This is a genomic window from Actinocrinis sp., assembly GCF_035650855.1.
Classification (GTDB): Bacteria; Actinomycetota; Actinomycetes; order Streptomycetales; family Catenulisporaceae; genus Actinocrinis.
The window spans coordinates 31,307-52,893 of sequence record NZ_DASRGV010000022.1 but is presented as its reverse complement, the minus strand read 5'-3'; the positions used below and the strand labels follow the sequence as shown (position 1 = coordinate 52,893).

19 protein-coding genes are annotated in these 21,587 nt (G+C 70.9%); 7 read left to right on the top strand and 12 right to left on the bottom strand.

Going from position 1 to position 21,587, the window contains the following annotated elements; translation table 11 throughout:
* A partial coding sequence (locus tag VFB40_RS01915; protein WP_414642003.1) for a beta-galactosidase occupies window positions 1–1,801 on the bottom strand: 1,801 nt, incomplete at its 3' end.
* Window positions 1,802–2,069: 268 nt separating this feature from the next.
* Between VFB40_RS01915 and VFB40_RS01910 the strand changes: the two genes are divergently transcribed.
* Window positions 2,070–3,218: a hypothetical protein gene (locus tag VFB40_RS01910; protein WP_324847493.1), complete on the top strand. Its 1,149-nt coding sequence runs from the start codon at window positions 2,070–2,072 to the stop codon at window positions 3,216–3,218.
* Here VFB40_RS01910 and VFB40_RS01905 read toward each other — a convergent pair.
* The 3 genes from VFB40_RS01905 to VFB40_RS01895 all read right to left on the bottom strand — a co-directional run bounded on the left by VFB40_RS01905 (window position 3,181) and on the right by VFB40_RS01895 (window position 6,556).
* Window positions 3,181–3,612 carry an ATP-binding protein gene (locus tag VFB40_RS01905; RefSeq protein WP_324847492.1) on the bottom strand — a complete coding sequence of 144 codons (432 nt, stop codon included), beginning with the start codon at window positions 3,610–3,612 and terminating at the stop codon, window positions 3,181–3,183. The two genes, VFB40_RS01910 and VFB40_RS01905, sit on opposite strands and share 38 nt — an antisense overlap.
* Before the next feature lie 89 nt (window positions 3,613–3,701).
* Window positions 3,702–4,850 carry a cellulose binding domain-containing protein gene (locus tag VFB40_RS01900; protein ID WP_324847491.1) on the bottom strand — a complete coding sequence of 383 codons (1,149 nt, stop codon included), beginning with the start codon at window positions 4,848–4,850 and terminating at the stop codon, window positions 3,702–3,704.
* A gap of 182 nt (window positions 4,851–5,032) precedes the next feature.
* Window positions 5,033–6,556 (bottom strand): alpha/beta hydrolase, encoded by a 1,524-nt coding sequence (locus tag VFB40_RS01895; RefSeq protein ID WP_324847490.1) that lies wholly within the window; start codon window positions 6,554–6,556, stop codon window positions 5,033–5,035.
* 92 nt (window positions 6,557–6,648) lie between these two features.
* Between VFB40_RS01895 and VFB40_RS01890 the strand changes: the two genes are divergently transcribed.
* Together VFB40_RS01890 and VFB40_RS01885 are read left to right on the top strand one after the other, a co-directional pair.
* Window positions 6,649–7,140, top strand: coding sequence for a MarR family winged helix-turn-helix transcriptional regulator (locus VFB40_RS01890; protein ID WP_324847489.1), 492 nt, complete (start codon window positions 6,649–6,651; stop codon window positions 7,138–7,140).
* Window positions 7,141–7,202: 62 nt separating this feature from the next.
* A complete protein-coding gene (locus VFB40_RS01885; protein ID WP_324847488.1) occupies window positions 7,203–8,276 on the top strand; it encodes a cation diffusion facilitator family transporter in 1,074 nt (357 codons plus the stop codon).
* A 9-nt stretch (window positions 8,277–8,285) separates the two neighbouring features.
* On the opposite strand, the gene VFB40_RS01880 is transcribed toward VFB40_RS01885, so the two are convergent.
* Together VFB40_RS01880 and VFB40_RS01875 are read right to left on the bottom strand one after the other, a co-directional pair.
* On the bottom strand, window positions 8,286–8,723 hold the full coding sequence (locus tag VFB40_RS01880) for a hypothetical protein (RefSeq protein WP_324847487.1): 438 nt from the start codon (window positions 8,721–8,723) through the stop codon (window positions 8,286–8,288).
* 6 nt (window positions 8,724–8,729) lie between these two features.
* The gene (locus VFB40_RS01875; protein WP_324847486.1) at window positions 8,730–9,284 is read right to left on the bottom strand and encodes a DUF2231 domain-containing protein; all 555 of its coding nucleotides are present in this window, start codon (window positions 9,282–9,284) and stop codon (window positions 8,730–8,732) included.
* A gap of 126 nt (window positions 9,285–9,410) precedes the next feature.
* Between VFB40_RS01875 and VFB40_RS01870 the strand changes: the two genes are divergently transcribed.
* Window positions 9,411–10,133, top strand: coding sequence for a helix-turn-helix transcriptional regulator (locus VFB40_RS01870; RefSeq protein ID WP_324847485.1), 723 nt, complete (start codon window positions 9,411–9,413; stop codon window positions 10,131–10,133).
* Between the two features lie 16 nt (window positions 10,134–10,149).
* Here VFB40_RS01870 and VFB40_RS01865 read toward each other — a convergent pair whose 3' ends face one another.
* On the bottom strand, window positions 10,150–10,860 hold the full coding sequence (locus VFB40_RS01865) for a response regulator (protein ID WP_324847484.1): 711 nt from the start codon (window positions 10,858–10,860) through the stop codon (window positions 10,150–10,152).
* Window positions 10,857–12,131 (bottom strand): sensor histidine kinase, encoded by a 1,275-nt coding sequence (locus VFB40_RS01860; protein ID WP_324847483.1) that lies wholly within the window; start codon window positions 12,129–12,131, stop codon window positions 10,857–10,859. The genes VFB40_RS01865 and VFB40_RS01860 overlap by 4 nt, the downstream gene beginning before the upstream one ends.
* A 193-nt stretch (window positions 12,132–12,324) precedes the next feature.
* Between VFB40_RS01860 and VFB40_RS01855 the strand changes: the two genes are divergently transcribed.
* The 3 genes from VFB40_RS01855 to VFB40_RS01845 are packed head-to-tail and all read left to right on the top strand — an operon-like array spanning window position 12,325 to window position 15,793.
* On the top strand, window positions 12,325–13,275 hold the full coding sequence (locus VFB40_RS01855; RefSeq protein WP_324847482.1) for an ABC transporter ATP-binding protein: 951 nt from the start codon (window positions 12,325–12,327) through the stop codon (window positions 13,273–13,275).
* Entirely contained in the window at window positions 13,272–14,891 is a 1,620-nt protein-coding gene (locus VFB40_RS01850) for an ABC transporter permease subunit (RefSeq protein WP_324847481.1), read from the top strand. Before VFB40_RS01855 ends, VFB40_RS01850 begins: the two co-directional genes overlap by 4 nt.
* Window positions 14,888–15,793, top strand: coding sequence for an ABC-2 transporter permease (locus tag VFB40_RS01845; RefSeq protein WP_324847480.1), 906 nt, complete (start codon window positions 14,888–14,890; stop codon window positions 15,791–15,793). The genes VFB40_RS01850 and VFB40_RS01845 overlap by 4 nt, the downstream gene beginning before the upstream one ends.
* A gap of 20 nt (window positions 15,794–15,813) precedes the next feature.
* On the opposite strand, the gene VFB40_RS01840 is transcribed toward VFB40_RS01845, so the two are convergent.
* The 4 genes from VFB40_RS01840 to VFB40_RS01825 form a co-directional block, all read right to left on the bottom strand.
* The gene (locus tag VFB40_RS01840) at window positions 15,814–17,001 is read right to left on the bottom strand and encodes an FAD-dependent monooxygenase (RefSeq protein ID WP_324847479.1); all 1,188 of its coding nucleotides are present in this window, start codon (window positions 16,999–17,001) and stop codon (window positions 15,814–15,816) included.
* 175 nt (window positions 17,002–17,176) lie between these two features.
* Window positions 17,177–18,109: a LipP1 family hormone-sensitive lipase gene (gene lipP1 / locus VFB40_RS01835; RefSeq protein WP_324847478.1), complete on the bottom strand. Its 933-nt coding sequence runs from the start codon at window positions 18,107–18,109 to the stop codon at window positions 17,177–17,179.
* 39 nt (window positions 18,110–18,148) lie between these two features.
* Complete coding sequence (locus VFB40_RS01830; RefSeq protein ID WP_324838692.1) at window positions 18,149–18,364, bottom strand: hypothetical protein; 216 nt, start codon at window positions 18,362–18,364, stop codon at window positions 18,149–18,151.
* Between the two features lie 104 nt (window positions 18,365–18,468).
* Entirely contained in the window at window positions 18,469–21,498 is a 3,030-nt protein-coding gene (locus VFB40_RS01825; protein ID WP_324847477.1) for a S53 family peptidase, read from the bottom strand.
* Between the last annotated feature and the right edge of the window lie 89 nt (window positions 21,499–21,587).

Sequence of the window (21,587 nt, the reverse complement as noted above, 5' to 3'; positions counted from 1 at the left end):
GCTGCGAGGTGGAGTACTGCAGCTGCGAGTCGCCGAGCTTGGTGTCCGCCGGGAGCAGGAGAGATTCGCGGCCGTTCAGCGTGATCGAGGTGCCGGGCTCCTGCGGGACGCTCGGGTACGTCGGGCCGCCGGCGGCTCCGGCCGGGGGCAGGTCGATGGCGTCGATGGACACGAAGTTGTCGGTCGAGGCGGAGGAGTGGCTGCCGTCGACGACGATCTTGAGCGTGTGCGACCCGGCCGCCAGCCCGCTGGCCGAGTAGACCACGGCCTGGCTCTGGCTGCCCGAGTCGTCGACGGTGGCCTGCTTGACGCCGTCGAGGTAGACGTCGGCGTAGCCGTGGTTGTTGGTCTTGGAGCCGATCCAGCGGATCGCGGTCCCGGTGAACGGAACGGTCAGCGAGTCGCCGGCGGTGTTGGAGAAGGACTCGGTGTTCTTGTAGTCGCTGCCGGTGTAGCTCTGGTTGGCCACGTGCGACCAGGAGCCGGTGTACTGCAGCACCGGATCGGTGTCGTCATACGTGTACTGACCCGCTATCCGCGCGTTGAAGTCGACGCTGATGTGGGTGTTGTCCACCGCGGTCGAGGTCGAGTTCGCGTGCCGCAGGACCAGGAACTGCGAGCCGGTGTCGGGGTTGCGGCGGGCCGTTTCCGTGACCGCGGCGTCGGACGGCGCGGCGCTCTGGACGCGGTCGGTCTTGGTCAGGTCGGGCATCGCGGCCAGCGAGTAGCCGATCAGCTTGTCCTCGTAGTACTTCGGGTCGAGCTGCCGGGTCTCCCGGATCGCCGCGCCGTAGTCGTAGGAGGTGTAGTTCTCCGGCATGCCCAGCCAGCCCCAGTTGGTGCCGCCGTAGGTCATGTAGAAGCTCTGCGCCGTGGCGCCGACCGCGATGTTGTTCTTGTAGAACACGTCGGCGAACTGATCGTTGATCAGCTGCGCGCACTTGTCGTAGCCGGGCCCGCCCCAGGGGTCGAAGGCGCCGCCCTGGAATTCCGGGGCGTACAGCGGCTTTCCGGCCGGGTGGTCGTAGCTGATGTCCGGCACGCCGTTCCACACGGTCGGGTTCGAGCAGTCGAAGCCCTGCGGGTAGGAGTCCGGGCCGTCGACGTCAAGGGCGCCGGTTCCGCTGTTGAACGTGCCGTTGTTGTTTCCGGTCAGCGGCACGGTGATGCCGTCCGCGCGCGCCTTGTCCTCAAGGTGCTGCATGTAGGCGCGTCCGGCGGCGTCGCCGTTGTAGTACTCGTTCTCGACCTGATACGCGATCACGCTTCCGGTGCCGTTGGTCAGCTGGTGCCGGGCGAGGATCGTGTCGATCTGGGTGAGCCACTGGTCGGCGTAGGCCTCGAACGCCGGATCGTCGGTGCGGTTCTTCACGTTCTTGGTGCCGAGCCAGGCCGGCAGGCCGCCGCCGTCGACCTCGGCGTTGATGTACGGCGCGGGCCGCGCGATGACGTAGAGGCCGGCCTGCTGCGCCATGTCGAGCAGCTCGTCGACGTTGCGCACGCCGGTGAAGTCGTAAACGCCCGGCGCCGGCGAGTGGTATCCCCAGTCGAAGTACAGCGAGGTCGCGTTGAACCCGGCCGCCTTCATCTTCTGGAAGATGTCCAGCCACAGGCTGGGGCTGGGCAGCCGGAAGTAGTGGAACTCCCCCGACCACAGGTAGGTGCGCTTGCCGTCGACGAGGAACGAGTAGCCGTCATAGGTGACCGTGTGGGCGGTTGCGGCGGGCGCGGTCGTCGCCGTCGTCCGGCCCGGTGCCGGGCTCGCGTGCGCCCCGCCTACCGAACCGATCATCAGGGCCATGGCCGCGCCGGAGGCGGCCAGTATTCGGTGGCCGCGCCGAGAGCGCAGCGGTCTGTGCAAGCCGAGCACGCCGAGTCTCATCCTTGAGTTCCCGTCCGTGGAGGTGGGTATTGCCGAGAGCGGATCTGACGGGTAGTGGTGAATTGTGTTGTCGCGTGTTCCCTTATGTCGAGACAAGGGTGATGTATAGCCGAGCCTTCACTCCGTGTCCATAGTCCGGGCGGGCCGCGGCGTAGCATGCCGCCAAGCGGGGACAGGGAGGGGCGGCATGGGCGTCAGGGATCGCATCGAGCCGTTCACGCGCGTGACGGGCACGCAGGAGTCGAAGCGGTTTCGGCGGGTGGGGCGGGGGCGGCTGCGCCGCTGGCTCGTTCCGATCACGCTCATCGCGGGCGCGGTCGCAGTCGTCGCGAGCACGCAGTCCAGCGGGGGCGTCGGCCGGAACGTCGAGGTGGAGAACCTCTGGGCGTCGGTCGCCTTCCTGCTCTTCATCGCCGGGGCGACGGCGTGGGTGTGGCGCAAGGCGCGCGGCGAGGGCTTCGAGGCGCTGCGTTGGCGACGACTACACCGGCGGATCTTCTGGCGCGCCGCAGCGCTCTGTCTCATGGGCAGCATGGCCGCGCTGTGGTGGGTCGCGTTCTGGCAGTGGAACGCGGACCACGCGGCGGACGTCTCGAATCTGCCGATGTGGGCGGCCGACGACGGGCACGCGAGGTTCTTCCGCGGCTTGGCAGGCTGGTCGGCCTTCGCCGCACTCCCCCTCGTCGTGGCCGAGCCGTTCGCGTGGCGGTTGTGGCCACGACCGATACGGGCGGCGGTGCGGCGGGCGCGGGTCGCCAAGCTGCTCTCCGAACGCAGCCGGATCACTCCGCTGGACCTTGACCCCGCGCTCGGTGCCGTGGGGCGGCCGCGGGCGTTCGACACCGTGCAACCGCGCGAGCCGAGCCGCGAGGTCCATCGGGTGACGCCCCGCGGTACCCGCATGGCGGGCTGGAGCCGCTTCGCGGTCGACAACTGGCGGCACAACGCCGCGATCGCTTGGGACGGCAGCAGTCTCGTGCTCACCGACGCACGAGGCCGGACCTTCACGTTTCCCGTGGCCGAGGGGTCTGCCGTGGCGGAACTGGTGTGGTTCACCGAGCAGCGCTACTACCGCGCGGGCAGCACCACCCGCGGCGATGGCGTCAAGTCGCGGATCCTCCTGCTCGACGCGGAGGGCCGCAGGGTGGCCGAGATGCCTGCCGCGGGTCTGAGCGCCGGCCGCGTCGCCGACCTGGCCCGAGCCTGCGGTTTGCCGTTCTGCGCATACGACCTCGGCACGGTCGCGCAGGGCGAGCGGATGGCGAACCGGCTGCTCTTCCCCCGCACGCGCCGCACGGTCAGGATTCGGGCGCCGCGATCTCCAAAAGGGCGATGACGCGCTTGCCGCCGCCGGTGCGCTTGCGGATGAAGCAGGCGCGCGTCATCAGATCGACGATGGCGAGGGAGCGGCCGAAGGCCGAGGTGCGGTCCAGGGTGCCGGATCGGATCTCGGCGGTGTCACGGTCGGCGCAGGTGATCGTCAGGAGGTCGTCCTCGACGAGCAGGGTGAGCTCCGCCTCCCCGGGCGCTTCGCGAAGCACGCTGGTGAGCAGCTCGGAGACGATCAGCACGGCGTCGATCACGGCTTCCTCGGGCACGTGCTGGTAGGCGAGTTGTTCGCGCGCCCATTGCCGCGCGTCCCCGATGGTGTGCGGATGCACCGCAGGGGTCTGCCAGACCCACGCGTTCGCGCGCACGTACGTCGCCCAGCGCTCGGATTCCCCGCTCACGATCACAAGTGTGGCGCAAGGCGGTGCGGCCCGACCGCGCACGGGTCGCGCCGCACCGCCTGTTGGCCGGAAATCGACCTGTCAGACCGTCAGGACAGGAAGCCGGCGTACGGGCCGGTGAGTATCTCGTTCTTCTGCGTCTGGTTGAAGGTGCAGTTCGGATAGTCGTACAGCGAGGCGGACATGCAGGTGCCGTCGGTCGAGGTGGCGTCCGGCAGGCCGAAGGCGTGGCCGAGTTCGTGCACCATGCCGCCGTACCAGCGGTCCATCGGGCCGTTCTTGCCGGCCGCGCCGTCCGCGTCGTGCCCGCTGAGCAGCACCCAGCCCGGCGAGCCGCCGCCGCCGCCGGACTTGTTGACCTCCTCGGCGCTGACCTCGCCGACAATCAGCCACCTGCTGTCCGGGTCGTTCAGGCCGAAGCGCTGCTCCAGCTCGGACTGCATGTTGAGGACCACGCACCAGTAGTGGTCGCCGTTCGGGTCGCAGTTGCTGGTGATGTACCAGTTCGTGTCGTGCTGGCCGTCAACGGTTTCGACGACCGGGCTATTGAGCGTGAAGGTCTTGCCGAGCTGCTGCTTGTAAAAGCGCTGCGCCTCCTGCATCACACTCGCGATGCCGTTGGGGTAGGCCGGGTCGTAGGCGACGTCGGTGGGCTTGAGCCAGAAGACGCGCACCGTGTGTGACGGGGGCGGCCCGCTGGTCTGGCCGGACGGCGAAGCGGACGGCGAGGCGCTCGGAGACGCGCTGGCGCTGACACTCGCAACGGCACTGGCACTGGCACTGGCCGACGCGGACGGCGAGGCGCTGGCGGAGCCGGTGACGCTGCCGGTGCACGCGGTGCCGTTGAGGGTGAAGCTGCTCGGCACCGGGTTGCTGGTGCTCCAGGCCCCGTTGAAGCCGAACGAGGTGCTGCCTCCGGTGGCGAGGCTGCCGTTGTAGCCGAGGTTGACGGCGGTCACCGCGGTGCCGCTCTGGGTCACCGTGGCATTCCACGCCTGGGTCACCCTCTGCCCGGCGACGAAGCTCCAGCGCAGAGTCCAGCCGGTGACCGGGCTGCCGAGGTTGGTGACGGCGACGTTGGCGGAGAAGCCGCCGGTCCACTGCGAGCCGACGGTGTAGGCGACCTGGCAGCCGACGGCCGCCGCGTGGCCGGTGACCGCGGTCGCCATGGTGGCGCCGACGAGGCTGACCGCCACGGCTCCAGCGGCGAGGGCCGCGCGTGTTCGCGTTCTGTGCACCTGGTACCTCCATGGGGAGAGGTGGGTTGTGTGAGTGGTGGCTCGTCCAGGTGCCCTTGGAGTTCAACGATGCGGCGCCACCGGCCGCGCACGGGAGCATGCGCGTCGGCGGTCACCGTGTCAATAAACGACGATAGTCGGCCGCGTCACCGCCGCCAGGTGGCGGTGACGTGCGGAAAGTTTCAGCAGGAGGCCGTGGAGACCGGCATTGCGCCGTCGGAGAGATAGCGGTCGATGGCCGCGGCCGCGCAGGCGGAGTTGTCGAAGGCGCCGTGACCGTCGACGGCGGCGGTGAGCAGGCGGCTGCCGGCCAGCCTGCCGGCGATGTCCTGCGACCACTGATACGGGCTGATGGGGTCGCCGGTGGTCGCGGTGATCAGAACGGTGGACGCCGGGGCGATTCGGCCGGGCAGGTCGAGCGCGGGACGCGCGGACGGCCAGCCGACGCATCCGGCCATCGCTTCCCAGGCCATTGACACGCCGCCGGTGTGTGGCGCGGACCGGGACACTTGCCCGCTGAGCCGGCGCAACTGCGGGAAGCCGGCCGGGGCGGGCGAGTCAGCGCAGGTCTGGGCGCGGCTGGCGGCGTAGTCGGGGTCTGAGTAGGTCATCGCCGCGAACACGGTGAGGCCGTAACCGTCACCCGCGGCCGCATCGGCCAGCGCCGTGGCGAGACCGCCCCAGGCGAAGGGGTAGCCGACCATGAACTGGCCGACCGCGATACGGACCTCCGCGCCGGTCAGCGGATTCGGCGGCGTCGAACCGTCGGACACGCCTCCCGCGTCGGCCCTGGCGACGACCTGGTCCAGGACTTTGCGGGCATCCTGTCCGTGCAGTACGCACTCGTTCGGGGTGGCGGCGGCGCACCAGGCGGCGAAGTGGTCGAACGCGGCTTCCTCCGCCGCGGCGGCGTCGCGGGCGCGGTCGGCCGCCGAGCGGTACGGGTCGACGGTCGAGTCGAGCACGACGCGGCCGGTGCGGGCCGGGAAGGCGGCGGCGTATGCGACGCCGAGTTCGCTGCCCGCGACCTGACCCATCCAGTCGAGTCGCGCCTGGCCGAGCGCCGAGCGCAGCGCGTCGATATCCCGGACCTGGTCACGCAGGCCCATGTGCGCAACCAGACCTGGCTTGCCATGACAGCCTACGAATACGGACGCATTGTGCGCGAGCAGGCGGCCGTAGCCGAGCGGCGTCTCCGGGAAACTCGAGACCTGCGAGTCGTGTCCCGGGACCGCGCAGTCGAGCGCGCCGCTGTACCCCAGCCCGCGCGGGTCGAATACGACGATGTCCTTCGTCGCATGGGTGCGCGGCAGGCGGGAGAGGTAGTTCGCGCCGTGGCCGAGGAAGAACGAGATCTGCGATCCCCCGAAGCCGGCGAGGTCTTCGGAGTCGGCGACGACGGTGCCGGTGGACTCCCCCGTTGCGGGAATCCGCAGGAGCGCCAGGTCGATCGACGCGCCTGCCGGAGCCGCCCAGTCCACCGGCACGTTCAAGGTGCCGCACTGCGCCCGGTACGCAGCGGCCTCGGGCTGCGGGCACGCTCCCCAAGCGATCGTCCCGTGCGCGGCGGCGTGCGCTGGTACCGCCATCGCCGGTGCATCCGCCGCGACCAGCGCGGTGCTGCCTGCCGCGGCGACGGCGCAGGTGGCCGCGGCCCAGCGCAAGGTCCGGCCGACCGGCATACGCGGCCCGAAGTGTCCCAGCATCCCCGCTCCCCGTGAGTGTTTGATAGTCAAACAACTGGCAGGCTAGTAGCATCATGTTCGACAGTCAAACAAGGGGCGGGCGGGAGCTTCGGATGGCGCAGCGAGACCGGGCGGCGCTCACCGCCGCGATCGGAGCCGCGCTCGCCGACCTGCAGGCCGCGTACGACGACCGCGACCGGGCGATGGCCGAAGCGCTCGGGATCAACCGGACCGACCTGCGCTGCCTCGACCTGATCGTGCGCGGCGGCCCGCGCACCGCCACCGAGCTGGCCGCGCGGATGCACCTGACCCGCGGCTCGATGACGACGCTGATCGACCGGCTCGAAGCCGTGGGGTACGTTCAGCGGCAGGGCGATCCGCAGCACGGCCGCCGCAAGCTGATCGTCCCGACCGCGGCCCTCATGGCGGCGATCCACCCGCTGCTCAAGCCCGCCATCGAGAACGGCCAGGCCCGGCTGGCGAAGTACACCGACGCCGAACTGCGGCTCATCCTCGGGTTTCTGCGCGAAACCCACGATGGCCAGGGCGCTGTCATCGACGCCATCCGCGGCGCGCGCCGCGCCGATCGCGTCATCAACGGCTGATCGGTCAAAATGACAAGGACGGCGGTCCGCCGCCGCCGTCAGCAACCGGAAGGCCTCCCCCCTTGCCCGACCACCACGCGCATCCCGGCCACGAACACAGCCACGAACAGCACGATCACGCCCACGGCGGCGGTCACTTCTCGCGGCTGCGTCACCAGGTCGCGCACATCTTCACCCCGCACAGCCACGATGCCGCCGACAAGGTGGACACCGCGATGGAGGCTTCGCGGGAAGGTATGCGCACGCTCTGGTCGTCCCTGGCCGTTCTCGGCGCGACGGCCATCATCCAGGCGGTGATCGTCGCGATTTCGGGCTCGGTCGCGCTGCTCGGCGACGCGGTCCACAACGGCACCGACGCGCTGACGGCCGTGCCCCTCGGCGTCGCCTTTCTACTCGGGCGGCGCGCGGCCACGCGGCGCTACACGTATGGGTACGGTCGCGCCGAGGATCTGGCGGGGATCGCCATCGTGCTCATCATCGCCGCGTCCGCCGGTCTCGCGGCATACGAGGCGATCAGCCGGCTGATGCGTCCGCAGGCAGTGACCCATCTCTGGGCAGTCGCGCTCGCGGCCCTGGCCGGCTTCATCGGCAACGAATGGGTTGCCCGCTATCGCATCGCCACCGGGCGCAGGATCGGTTCGGCCGCGCTGGTCGCGGACGGGCTGCACGCGCGCACGGACGGGTTCACCTCGCTCGCGGTATTGCTGGGCGCGGGCGGCGTCGCGCTCGGCTGGAGGCAGGCTGACCCGGTGGTGGGCCTCGTGATCACGGCCGCGATCCTGCTCGTCCTGCGCGACGCCGCTCGGCAGGTGTACCGACGCCTGATGGACGCGGTCGATCCGGGGCTGATCGACCGCGCGGAGGAGACACTGCGGGACGTCGACGGAGTACGCGGCGTCGGCGCGGTGCGGATGCGCTGGATCGGGCACGCGCTGCGGGCCGAAGCCGAGATCGTGGTGGATCCGCAGCTGACGGTGGTTCAGGCGCACGCGCTCGCCGTGGCGGCCGAGCACGCCCTCATCCACGCGTTGCCGCGGTTGACCGCGGCGACGGTGCACACGGATCACACCACGGGCTCGGGCCTCGGCGATCCGCACGCGTCGTTGGCGCACCACGCGCACCGCGCCGCGATCTGACCGGCCGGCCTACTTCTGGACCGCGGAGATCAGCACCAGGATCACGGTGGCCACCGCGAACACGCCGTGAGCCAGCACCACCGGGATCGGGAAGTGGCGCTCCGGCGCCTCGACCGCGGGCGCGGCCGCTCCGGGCGCCCCGACCGGGGTCACCGCGTGGCGGCTGCGGACGGTGGGCAGCCAGCGGGCGAACATGGCGAGGCCGAGCAGCGCGACCGGCACCAGCAGGCCGAACGCCGTCCAGGCCAGGGCCTTGTTGTCCGCGGCCAGGTAGACGATCCAGACCACCAGTCCGGCCGCGGCCAGCAGGAAGTGGCCGAACAGCACCGGGGCGGGCAGCCGGGAGGAGCCGGGGGCGCGCAGCGCGCCCCGGGCGATCCAGGTGCCGAGCAGGTAGAACCCGCCAAGCGCGGTGACCAGCCAGGTGACCAGAGCGGCGATGTGCATGGTGCGCTACTTTCTCGTCGTCGGGAGCGGAATCGAGGGCGTCGCGGAGGTGGGTTCGAGCCCTTCGCGCTGGACGCTCTCCGCGGCCACCCGCACCCCGTAGCGGTAGGCGAGCTTTCCGCCGAGGAAGCCGGAGACCGCGAGCACCGCCAGGCTGACGGCCGACAGCGCCAGCTGCCCGGCGCCGACCGAAGCGCTGTGCCCGTAACCGCCGCGCCGCCAGGCGAAGCCGATCGCATACGCGACGGTCACCGTCAGGTTCAGCGACATGTGCACCAGGCCGGTGCGGAAGGCCCGCGTGCCGGTCGGGATGGCGAACAGGTCCAGGAACCCGACGCCGGCCGCGGCGAGCGCGCCCAGCACGCCGACCGCGATCAACCACAGCGAGCCGTCCGCGAGCACGCTGCCGCGCCCGGCCACGTGCGAGCCGATGTCGAACACCAGGCTGGCCACCCACGCGCCGATCGGGACGGTGACCAGCAACGGGTGCAGCGGATGGCCGTAGGGGCCCGCCAGCAGCGGGGAAACCGGGTGTTTGCCGTCCTGCGATGGAGTGCTCAAGACTGCCTCCTTCGAGCCCTATTTCGCCAAGAAATATTGGTCTTATTCCTGCGGCCGGTCAAGGACTAGGAGGATTCGAGTGACCGTTCTTGCCCTGGATACACCCATAGGCGTTAATCTGGGTGAGTGGATCAGCAGCGGCGGGACCCGGTGACCGCGGTCGGCGCGCTCGGCGACGAGCTGCGCCGCGGCATGTACGCCTTCATCCGCCGCGCCCGGCGCCCGGTCACCCGCGACGAGGCGGCGGCCAGCGTCGGCATCTCCCGAAAGCTCGCGGCCTTCCACCTGGACAAGCTGGTGGACGTCGGCCTGCTGCGCACCCGCGCGGACGCCCCCGGGCGAGTGCGCACCGTGGGGCGCGCACCCAAGCTCTACGAACCGGTCCCCGACCAGATCCAGGTGAGCATCCCCGAGCGCCGGCACGAGCTGCTGGCCGAGATCCTCGCCGACGCGGTCTTGGCCGAGGACGGCGAGCGCACCGCCCGCGAGACCGCGTTCGAGGCGGCCGACCGGCGTGGCACCGCGCTGGGCAACGCCGACCGCGACCGGCATCGCCCCGGCCGCCTGGGCACCGAGCGCACCCTGACGCTCGCGGCCGAGACGCTCGAAGACCTCGGATTCGAACCCGAACGTGCCGCCCCCGCGTTGCTGCTGCTGCGTAACTGCCCGTTCCATCCGCTCGCGGCGAAGGCGCCGGACCTGGTGTGCGGGATCAACCACCGGTTCCTCGGCGGGTACCTGGAGGGGCTGGGCGCGGCCGACGCCGCCACCGCGGTCCTGCAGCCCGAGTCAGGCTCGTGTTGCGTGCGGCTGTGCGCGACGGACCCCTCCGGGGCCGGACCGCAATGACGGCCGCGCGAGCCGGCTAGCGCGCATTGTCGCCGGGGACTACGAGTCCTGACTCATACGCCGCGACGACGGCCTGGGTGCGATCGCGAAGGCCGAGCTTGCCCAGCACCCGGCTCACGTGCGTCTTGACCGTCTCCTCGGTGACGACGAGCCGGGCGGCGATCTCAGGGTTCGACAATCCCTCGGCGACCAGGCGCAGCACTTGGGTCTCGCGCGGCGTGAGCGCGGAGAGCGCCGTCTTGGACGCGGCGTCCTGCTTCGGGCGCAGCTGCGCGAATTCGCTGATGAGGCGGCGGGTGACGGAGGGCGCGAGCAGCGCCTGCCCTGAGGCGACCACGCGCACGGCGTCGAACAGCCGCTCCGCCGTCACGTCCTTGAGCAGGAAGCCGCTCGCACCCGCGCGAAGCGCGTCGTAGACGTATTCGTCGAGGTCGAACGTCGTGAGCACGAGGACGCGCGGAAGCGCGCCGCCGGTGGCGTCGTCGCGGCGGTCGTCTCCGAGCAGCCGCCTTGTCGCCTCGATGCCGTCCATCTCCGGCATCCGCACATCCATCAGGACCACGTCCGGGTGCGACTCGCGGCAGATCCGCACCGCCTCCGCGCCGTCGCTCGCCGTACCGACGACGGTGAAATCGGATTGCGTGTCCAGCAAGGCGGCGTAGCCGGAGCGCACCACCTGGTGGTCGTCCGCGACGACGACGCGGATTGCGGCGGCCCCGGCGGTCATGCGATCACCTCTGCCTTGGCGGGGAGGGTGGCTTCGACGAGGAAGCCGCCGATGGATGCCGGGCCGGCGGTCAGCAGGCCGCCGACGGCGGTGGCTCGCTCCCGCATCCCCAGCAGTCCGTGCCCGGCTCCGGGTTTCGCAGTGCCGGCTCCCACAGCTTCGAATCCTGTTCCTGGCCCGTTGTCGCGTACGCGCAAACGCAGCGTCTCCGCGCTGTAGTGCAGCTCCACGTCGACTGCGGCGCCCGGGGCGTGGCGCCGGGCGTTGGTGAGCGCTTCCTGGATGATGCGGTACGCGGCGAGCTCTACGCCGGGGTCGAGGGTGGCCGGCGATCCGGAGACGATCAGCCGTACGCCGGTCATGGAGGCATTCCTCGCTTCGTCCAGCAGCTCGACGAGCTGTTGGAGGGTCGGCTGCGGCCGCAGCTGCGGATCGGCGTCGCGCGCGTCCTCGCGCAGCACTCCGAGCAGGCGGCGCATCTCGGTCAGCGCGGCCCGCGCGGTGTCGCCGATCTCCAGCAGCCTGCGGGCTCCGGCGGTGGGCATTCCCGGCGTGGCCAGGCGGGCCGTTTCCGCCTGCACGGCGATCACCGAGATGTGGTGGGCGACCACGTCGTGCAGCTCGCGGGCGATGCGGGCCCGTTCGCCGCGCGCCGAGTGCTCCATCAGGGTGCTGGCGATCACCTCCTGCGCCTCGCTGCGGGCCAGCGCCTCGCCGCGTTCGCGCCCGGCCAGACCGGCCAGCGCCGCCGCCGGGGCGAGCGAGGCCAGCAGCACGGTGAGGAAGCCGGTCTCGCGGTCGAGCGGATCGAACCCGGCGAGCGCGAGCGCGACGAAGGGGGCGGCGAGGGCCGGGGCCAGCACCCGCGAGCCGCAGCGCCCGAGCCGATAGCCGACGAGCAGCTGCGCGACCGTGCCCGCGAGGGTCAGCGTGTGGAAGATCCCGAGCATCAGGACGTTCGCGGCGCACACCGATACCGCTGCGGCGGCCGGGCGCAGGAGCGCGGGAGACAGGGTGGACGTCAGCGCGAGCAGGTAGACCACCATCACGGCCTGCCAGCTCAGGTCGGTGTCGCCCAGGTGCAGTACCCGGGTCGGCCCGGCGACGCCCTCGCCGACCCTGACGGTCGCGGTGGCTGTCGTGCGCACGGCCAGTTCGAGCACCGCGGCCAGGCTCAGCAGCGTCGCGGCGAGAGCCGGGATCCGCGCGGCCGCGGCGAACCGCCGCCCGCTGCGCGTCCACCGCTCGCGCCGCTCTCCCGCTGCGGTCACCTGTTCTCCTTCAACCGATCGCCCACGCCGCCATTGTCGCCGCTGGCCGGGTACACCGACGTCCCCGATCGCGGTGACACTCGCATCCCTCGCGCGAGGGATGTCCGGCTGTTGAGCTCCCTCGGGTCAGCTACGACGAGGACTGCTCTGTGGCGTGACGACCCCGGGGCGGCCCGCCCCTAGCCTGCCTGGCATGGAAGCAGCCATCGAAGTGAACGGCCTGCGCAAGCGGTTCGGGCCGACGCAGGCGCTGGACGGATTGACCTTCGCCGTTCAGCCCGGACAGGTGACCGGGTTCGTCGGCCCGAACGGCGCCGGCAAGTCGACCACGATGCGGGTGATCCTCGGTCTCGACGCGCCCGACGCGGGTACCGCCCTGGTCGGCGGGCAGCCGTATCGCAGCCTGCGCCATCCGCTCAGCCATCTGGGTTCGCTGCTGGACGCCGCCGCGCTGCAGCCGAGCCGTTCGGCCCGCAACCACCTGCTGTGGCTGGCGCATTCGCAGGGCCTTGCGGCGCGCCGGGTGGACGAGGTGGTGCAGCAGGCCGGCCTCGGTTCGGCGATCCGCCGCAAGGCCGGCGGCTTCTCGCTCGGCATGCGGCAGCGGCTGGGCATCGCCGCGGCGCTGCTCGGCGATCCGCCGGCGCTCATGCTCGACGAGCCGTTCAACGGCATGGATCCCGAGGGCATCGTGTGGATGCGCGGGTTCCTGCGGTCGCTGGCCGCCCAGGGCCGGGCGATCTTGGTCTCCAGCCATCTGATGAGCGAGCTTGAGGACGCCGCGGACCACCTGGTGGTGGTCGGCCGGGGCAAGGTCATCGCCGACACCAGCGTCGCCGAGCTGATCGCGGCGGCGTCCGGCGACCGGGTGGCGCTGCGCACCGCCGCGCGCACCCACGCGATGACGGTGCTCGCGAACGCGGGGGCCACGGTGGCCGCCACGGGCTTGGAGACGTTGACCATCTCGGGATTGACGGCGGAGCGTGTCGTCACGCTGCTCAACGCGAGCGCCGTGCCGTTCTCCGAGGTCTCGGCGCATCGCGCGTCGCTGGAGGAGGCGTACATGGAGCTGACCCGCGAGGCGGTCGAGTTCCGCGCCGCGCCGGCCGAAGACGGCAACGGCCGCGAGGGGGCGGCGCGATGACGACGACGAGCTCTGTCACGCCGTACCGCACCGAGGTGCACTCAGCGCGCGATGGATTCGCGCAGTCGCTGCGGGCGGAGTGGACCAAGTTCCGCACCGTGCGCGGCTGGATCATCGGCCTGTTCGTCGCGGTGCTGGTGATGGTGGGGCTCGGCCTGCTGACCGCGAGCGCAGGCTCCATCCAGTGCGGCGGCGTCCCCGGTGCCACCAATCAGAAGAGCGGCGCGGCCTGCCGGATCAACCCTCCGGTCGGACCGGACGGCGAGGCGGTGTCCGACATGTTCTACTTCGTGCACCAGCCGCTTGCCGGAAACGGCACCATCACCGTGCGCGTCACCTCGCTCACCGGCCTGTATTCGGCTGAAGGCGCCGTTGAATCCGATTCGGGCACGGCCGGGTTGACATCGGGGACGCAGCCTTGGTCCAAAGCCGGGATCATGATCAAGCAGAGCGACACGGCGGGCGCCGCTTATGCCGCGATGATGGTCACCGGCGGCAACGGCGTGCGGATGCAGTACAACTTCACCCACGATGTGGCTGGCACGCCCGGCGCCGTCAGCGCTTCGGCTCCGCGTTGGCTGCGCTTGGTCCGCATCGGTGACACCATCACGGGCTACGACTCGCTCGACGGCACGCACTGGACCGCTGTCAGCACCGTGACCCTGGCCGGTTTGCCATCAACGGTGCAGTTCGGCCTGTTCGCGGCCTCCCCCGCGTATACGGTGACCAACCAGTCTTTCGGGGGCGCGAGCTCCGTGGGAGGTCCGACCCAGGCGACCGGCACCTTCGACAACGTCACCGTGCAGGGCGCGGCGCAGGGTGCGACGTGGCAGGGCGATTTCATAGGGACCTCGAAGGCGCGGGCCGGCGAACTGCTGCAGCAGGCGAACTACCAGCAGTCCGGCGATGGGTTCACGGTGACCGGCACGGACGACATCGCCCCGGTGGGCGGCGGCATGGGAGACGGGCGGCCGGTCGAGCAAAGCCTGGTCGGCGCCTTCGCCGGGCTGATCGCGATCGCGGTCGTGGCCGCCATGTTCATCACCGCCGAGTACCGTAGAGGCCTGATTCGGCTCACGCTGGCGGCCAGTCCGCGGCGCGGCCGGGTGCTGGCGGCGAAGGCAGTCGTCATCGGCGCTGTGACGTTCCTGGCCGGGCTGATCGCCTCGGTCATCACGCTGCCGCTGAGCGATCACATTGCGTACAGCCACGGCAGGTACGTGCTCCCGGTCTCGTCGCTCACCGAAGTACGCGTCATCGTCGGCACCGCGGCGTTGTTCGCCGGCGTCGCGATCTTCGCGCTCGGCGTGGGCTCCTTGCTGCGGCGCAGCGCCGCCACAGTGACGGTCGTGATCGTGGCGATCGTGTTGCCCTACATCCTGGCGGTCGCTTCCGTGCTGCCCGCGAACGCTGCCGAGTGGCTGATGCGCCTGACTCCGGCCGCCGGGTTTTCAGTGCAGCAGAGCCTGGTGGCTTATCCGCAGGTGACGGCCAATTACACGCCGGCGACCGGATACTTCCCGCTCTCGCCTTGGGCCGGCCTCGCGGTTCTGTGCGGCTACGCGTTGCTTGCCCTGGGCCTGGCCCACCTGCGGCTGAGCCGGAGGGACGCGTGAGCCGGGCGGTGGACCAGGCGTCCCGGGAATCGGGGGCATCGGGGGTCGGGCGGGCGCCTCACCAGGCGCCCGCCCGGCGGGAGCCGGCCGGGGAGGAGCCACGCGGCGGTCATGGGGCGAATCTGGCCGAGGCCCTCCGCGCCGAGTGGACGAAGCTGCGCACGCTTCCGGGCACGTTCTGGCTGCTGCTGGCCATCGCCGCGCTGACGATCGCGGTGAGCGCCGCGTCGGAGGCCGCCGTGCCCTGCTCGGCCGCCGACTGCGGTCAGGACCCTGCCAAGGTCGGCCTGGTCGGGGTCGACTTCGGGCAGGCGGTGGTCGCCATCCTGGCGGTGCTGGCGGTCAGCGGCGAGTACAGCACCGGAATGGTCCGGGTCACCTTCGCCGCCATCCCGCGCCGCATGACCGTGCTGGCCGCGAAAGCGGCGTTGATCAGTGGCCTGACTTTGCTCGCCGGCGCTGTCGCGGTGCTCGGGTCGGTGCTGGTCGGCCGCCTGGTCATGCCCGGCAAGGGGTTCACTGCGGCGCATGGTTATCCGCGGCTGCTGCCGTTGACGGACCCGTCGATCTTGCGAGCGGCCGGCGGATCAGTGCTCTACCTCACGCTCATCGCGCTGCTCAGCCTCGGTATCGCGACCCTGATACGCGATTCGGCCACGTCGATCGGGGTCGTCTTGGCCCTGCTCTATCTCTCGCCGATCATCGCCGGCGTGGTCAGCGACCCGCACTGGCACAATCGCATCGAGCGCTATTCGCCGATGAACGCGGGCTTGTCCATCCAGGCGACCAGGGACCTGGCGGGCATGCCGATCGGGCCGTGGGAGGGGTTGGGGGTGCTCGCCGCCTGGGCCGCCGGTGCACTGCTCGCCGGCGGCTTGGCCCTGCGGCTGCGCGACGCGTGATCAGGTATCCGACGCAGCCGTCACACCCGGCTGAGCGACTGCGGCTCATGCATCCAGGCGAGGAAGTCGTGCAGGTCACTGGCCGTCATCGCGGACATCCGCGCGTTTCGGGCCGCAGCGGCTTGGCCAGCGGGGTGCCACATGCGGATGCTGTCGAGCGCGAGCGCGTGGACCCGCGCGGTGCGGTCGCGGCGCAAGGCGGTGTACTGCTCGAAGCGCTCGGGGAAGTCCTCGGGCGCGGCCCGGTCGAGCAGATCGGCGAGCAGCACCGCGTCCTCGAGCGCCTGGCACGCCCCCTGCGCCGCGTAGTGCAGCGCGGCGTGCGCGGCGTCGCCGAGCAGCACGACCGGGCCGTCGGTCCAGCGGTCGACCGGCGTGCGGTGGATCAGCACCCAGCTTTTCCAGCCCTCGCCGAGTTCGAGCAGCTGCCGCGCAGTATCGCAGAACACGGAGAACTCGGTGCGAATGCGCTCCTTGCTCACCGGCTCGCCGGCCAGCCGCCGGGTTTCGTCGTTCTGCTTGCTCACCGCGAGATTCAGCGTTCGGCCGCCGGCGATCGGATAGTGCACGAGGTGGCAGCTCGGCGCGGCCCACGCGGTCACCTGGGTCTGGAAGCGCAACTGCTGCGGGACCTGGTCCATCGGCACGACGGCGCGGAAGACGGTGATGCCGGAGTTGCACGGTTCGCCGTCCGCGACGAGCTGCCTGCGCACTGCCGAATGGATGCCGTCCGCGCCGATGACCGCGTCTGCGTGCACTGACTCGCCGGACTCCAGCTGTACCGAGGCGCCGCCGTCCGCGCCGATGCGGTATCCGGACACCGCGCTGTTGGCGCGCAGTTCGACCCGTCCGCTGGCGAGCGCGGCTTTCAGCAGCAGGCCGTGCAGGTCGGCGCGGTGGACCACGGCGTAGCGGTAGCCGAATCTGCGCTCGTACTCGCCGGTCAGCGGCACGCTCGCGACCAGTTCGCCGGTCAGCCCGTCCATGAACCGCAGCGCTTCCATGTACTGCGCGATGCCGGGGACGCCCGCCGCGAGCCCGAGCCGGTCCAAGGCGTGCAGGCCGTTCGGCGCGATCTGAATGCCCGCACCGATCTCCGCGAAGCGGCCGGCGCGTTCCAGCACGACGCAGCGGTGGCCGCGGTGCGCCAGCGCCACGGCCGCGGCCAGTCCGCCGATCCCGCCGCCGACCACGATGATTCTCGACACGCCGATTCCTCCGCTTTTCCCGGTGCGTGCATGGCCCGCCCTGAATTGACAGGCACCGGGCGGCGATCGTCAACGGTCGCCGAACGGTTTGTGTCAGGTCACTGCCGGAACCTGACACACCTCCCCCGGCCCGGTTGAAGGCCACGCGCCGACGGAACCAGAATGCGGAATGGTGTTACCTCAGCGCGTGAGCGAGGCGCTCGGCCGCGTACGCGACCGCCTCACGGCCGAGCGTGAACGCGCCGAACATGCCGAAGAAGCCGTGCGCCATGCCCTCGTAGCGGCGCAGTTCGACCTCGGCTCCTTCCTCGAGGAGCCGCTGCGCGTACTGCTCGCCCTGATCGCGCAGGGGGTCGTACTCGGCGGTGATCACGGTCGCGTCCGGGAGTCCGGCGAGGCTGGGCGCGCGCAGCGGTGAGGCCAGCGGGTCGAGCCCGTGCTGCTCATCGGTCAGGTAGTGCTTCCAGTACCACTCGACCGACCACCGGTTGAACAGCAGCGGGTCCTCGTACGCGCGCAGCGCCTCCGGGTCCCAGCCGTAATCAGTGTTCGGATACACCAGGAGCTGGTGGCGCAGCTTCGGCCCGCCGCGCTCGCGGGCCAGCAGGGTGACGGCGGCGGCGAGGTTGCCCCCCGCGCTGTCGCCGCCGACGGCGAGCCGGTCGGCGTCCACTCCGAGCCGCGCGGCGTTGCGCGCCACCCAGTCGAGCCCGGCGTAGCTGTCCTCGACGGCGGCCGGGAACGGGTGCTCCGGGGCCAGCCGGTACTGCACGGAGGCGGTCACGCAGCCGGCCGCGTTGGTCAGCGCCCGGCAGATCGCATCGCAGGTCTCGAGGTTGCCCAGCGTCCATCCGCCGCCGAAGTAGTAGACGAGGGCCGGCCGGTCACTCTCGCCGTCGGGCTCGTACACGCGGATCCGCAGTTCGCCACCGGGTCCGGCAGCGACGTGCTCGGTGACCGCGTGCACCGGCTCGCCGCTGCCGACGGCAGCTTGGATATCGGCCAGGTCCGCGGCCCTGGCCTGCGCGAGCGACAGCGTGTAAAGCGGCGCCGCGCCCTCACGTTCCCGGCGCGCGCGCATCGCCTCGACTTCCGGATGTAGCGGCATCAGGTCCCCTCCATACAGTCGGCGTCGGCCGCGCGGAGCCTACAGGTCCATCGCGCGGACGATGATCTTGGCGGCGATCTCGGTGGTCACATGCCTGCCGACGGTGCCGAGGATCGCCGCCGCGCCGCGCAGCCGCGACTTGATCTCCGGATCCGACTCCCCGTCGGCGGCGCGTTCGAGCCCCAGGATCAGCTCGGCGACGAATTCGTCCGCCTGCACGGTGCCCTCGGTGTCCAGCGCCTCGTTCTCAGTCATGAGCCGACGTTATCTTGTGCCCTCGCCGGCGTCGCGGCCAGTCCGGCAAACCGGTGCCTAAGTACGCCGATCGTTGGCTCGCCCGCCGGTTTCGGTGAGCCGGATCACAGCGCGCCGAGGCCGTTCGGGGTGCCCAGCCCGGTCGGACCGTCGTACCCCTTGACCGCGGTGCACAGGTAGTCGCCGCCGCAGTCCCAGTTGGCGTTCGTGCCCGACACGACGTCGTTGAGGCTTGCCGCGTGACCGTAGATGTACTGCGCGGTGGTGAGCTGGGCCGAGTCACCGGCCAGGGCGATCATCGCGGCGACGATCGGCGATGAGGCGCTGGTGCCGCCGAAGACGCCCCAGGAGCCCTGCACGTAGACCGCGAGTCCGGTATTCGGGTCGGCGACCGCGGAGACGTCCGCGGCGGTTCGCCAGGCGCAGTGCGCGTCATGCTGCCAGGCCGGCTTGGCCACATATGCCGAGCAGCCTGATCCGGCGCCGGTCCAGGCGGTCTCGGTCCAGCCGCGGCTGGTCGAGGAGGCCTTGGTCAGGCTGGTGCCGCCGACCGCGATGACGGTGGAGAGCGAGGCGGGCCAGGCCGCCTCCTGGAAGCCGTTGTCGCCGCTGGAGACGGTCACCGCGACTCCGCTGTGCTGGAAGGCGGAGCTGAGCGCCTGCGTCTCGGTGGACTCGTCGGCGCCCCAACTGTTGGAGACCGCGACGGCTCCCGAACCGATGGCCGCGCGCTCGGCGGTGGCCAGCGCGGCGGCGCTCGCGTCGTCCGCCTCGACCAGCAGGATCCGGCACTCGGGGCAGGTCGCGGAGACCATGTCGAGGTCGAGGGACACCTCGCCGCTCCAGTCGTCGCTGGGGTCGTACGCGGGCAGCGGGGAGGCCTTGCCCTGTCCGTTGACCTTCTTGAAGCAGCCGTTGGCCGTGGTGCACGCGGTTAGGCCGTAGGTCTTGCGGTAGACGGCGAGGTCAGCTTCCGCGGTGGGATCGTCGTGCGCGTCGACGATCGCCACGGTGCGGCCGGAGCCGCCGGTCGCGGGCAGCTTGTACGCCGAGAGCAGATCGGCGCGCGCGAATCCGTTCGGCAGCGCTTTCGCGGTTCTGCTCGTCGCGGTCCGGTTGATCAGCGCCAGGCAGCGGGCGAACCCGGGTTTGGCAGAGGGACACACCGCGCTGATCCCGTTGGTCTTGCCGGTTCCGGGGCTGCTGTTGGAAGGGAGCGCGATGCCGTGCGGGGCGTTGACCAGTGCGGCGTGGTGCACGGTCTCGTCCAGGGTGCTGCCGTCGGCGTCCGCGGCGTGAATCCGAACCGCGAGATACCCGGCCGGAAGGGACGCAGGGATCGACCATGTGCCGTGGACGTGGTGTCCGCCATTCGTGAGCGCGACCCCCACCGGCCGCCACGTCGCGCCGTCGTCGTAGGACACGTCGACGGTCGCGGTTGTCGTGGCCGGATCCGCGGCATAGGCCTGATGCTGCAAGTCGGCATCGAACACCCCTTGGCCGGACACGGATTCGTGCTCGTCCGCGAGGAACCAGGCGTTCGCGTACAGGATCGGCAATGGCGCGCAAGGCGAGCAGCCATAAGAGGAAGGCACGGTCGACTTCGTGACCTGCGACGAGTCGAAGCCCCAAGCGATCTGCGAATGAGTGGACAGCGCTGACTGGGACTCGTCGTGCGTCGTGTCGATCGTGTAGACGTAGCGGTGCGTGGCGGCCGGAAGTGCCTGGTCGAAGACCACGCCCATTGTCGTGTTGCTGTAGATGGTCTTGCCGTCTTCGGTGATCGTGGTCGGGCCGTCGCTCCACTGTCCGACATCGCCCGAGGCGTCGGTGTCCATGGCGTCAATGCCGTGCAGGGTGTTGCTTTGCCGGCAGAGGAAGCAGGGTCCGTCATAGGTCGCGGGCGCCGGCACGATCAGTCCGCCGCGCCACGTGAGCAGGACCTGGTCGCCCGCCCTCGCGTGGACGAGGCGTTCCAGTTCACCGTCCAGCGAGGCGTTCGGCGTGGGCAGCATGAGCCCGTCGTAGACCATGGTCGAGGATGCCGAAACGTAGCGCACGTCGGTGGACGGCGCGTGTCCTGCAGCCCAGGGCAGGTCAGGCAGCACGGGATCGTTCGGACCGTCGCTGGTGAGCAGGAAGCCGTCGGACAGCATCAGGTCTTGCGCCGGGGTGTCCGTGACGTAGGTGTCGTCGAAGGTCGCCAATGACGAGGCCGCGACGGTGTAGGTCTGATTCGCCGAGATCTGCGCGGTCTTCGGGATCGCCGCGACGTAGCTGTACGGCGAGCCGGCCGAGGCGGGCGAGTTCTGCCGCGCCAGCACGGAGAACTGCATCACGCCGTGCTGCGCCTTCGCGGCCGCGCCGACGTAGAGCTTCGTGCCGGCAAGTGCGCCGATATCCAGCGCGTCGAGGTTGCCGGCCACGCCGCGGATCCAGCCGACCGTTCCGACCTCGAACACGCTCGGCCGCGGCGTGACGAACGAGATCGGCTGGGCGCCGCGCCCGTCGAGGCTCACCGTGGCTCCGGCGGCGGTGACGGTCACGTCGGTCGCGGTCAGTAGGTCGGTTTCGGTGGAGTCGCCCTTGGCGTCGGTGTCGAAGACGGCGACCGCGACGCCGTAGTGCCCGGCCGGCACCTGGATCCGGGCGTCGCCGCCGGTCATGACGCCGTCCCAGGTCGCGCGGGCCGGGTCGTCGGCGTTGACGAGCATGACTTCCGCGGCGGCGGCCGGGACGCCCTCGTGGTCGAACGCCTTGATGTCGAGGAGCGACATCGCGTAGTGCGGCTGGACCGCGCCCGCGGCACTCGCGCCGGCCTCACCGACGCGGAAATCGGCCAGGGACGATATGTGGCCGAAGGCGTTGACCGGCACGACGGTGACGTGGCCGCCGACGATCGACGTCACCGCAGCGCCCTGATGTCCCGGCGCCGGTATGAAGTGCACCCGGCTGGCGCTTCCCGATCCGCTCACCTGCACGTGATCGCCGGTCGGCAAGCTGTACAGCCGCGACGAACCAACCACCGCCTTCGCAGCGCCCAAGTGCAGCGGCACGGCGGTGGCCCCACCTGCCAGCAGCCCTATGACGAGTGGCACGGCGGCCACGGCCGCGACGATTCCTTTGCCCCGCACCTGAAGTCTCCGTCCGCCGCGCGGCCCAACCGCTCGCCAATTCTCGTAAAGTTACTTAACTTGCCTGGCAGACTGTAGGGGTTCGACGC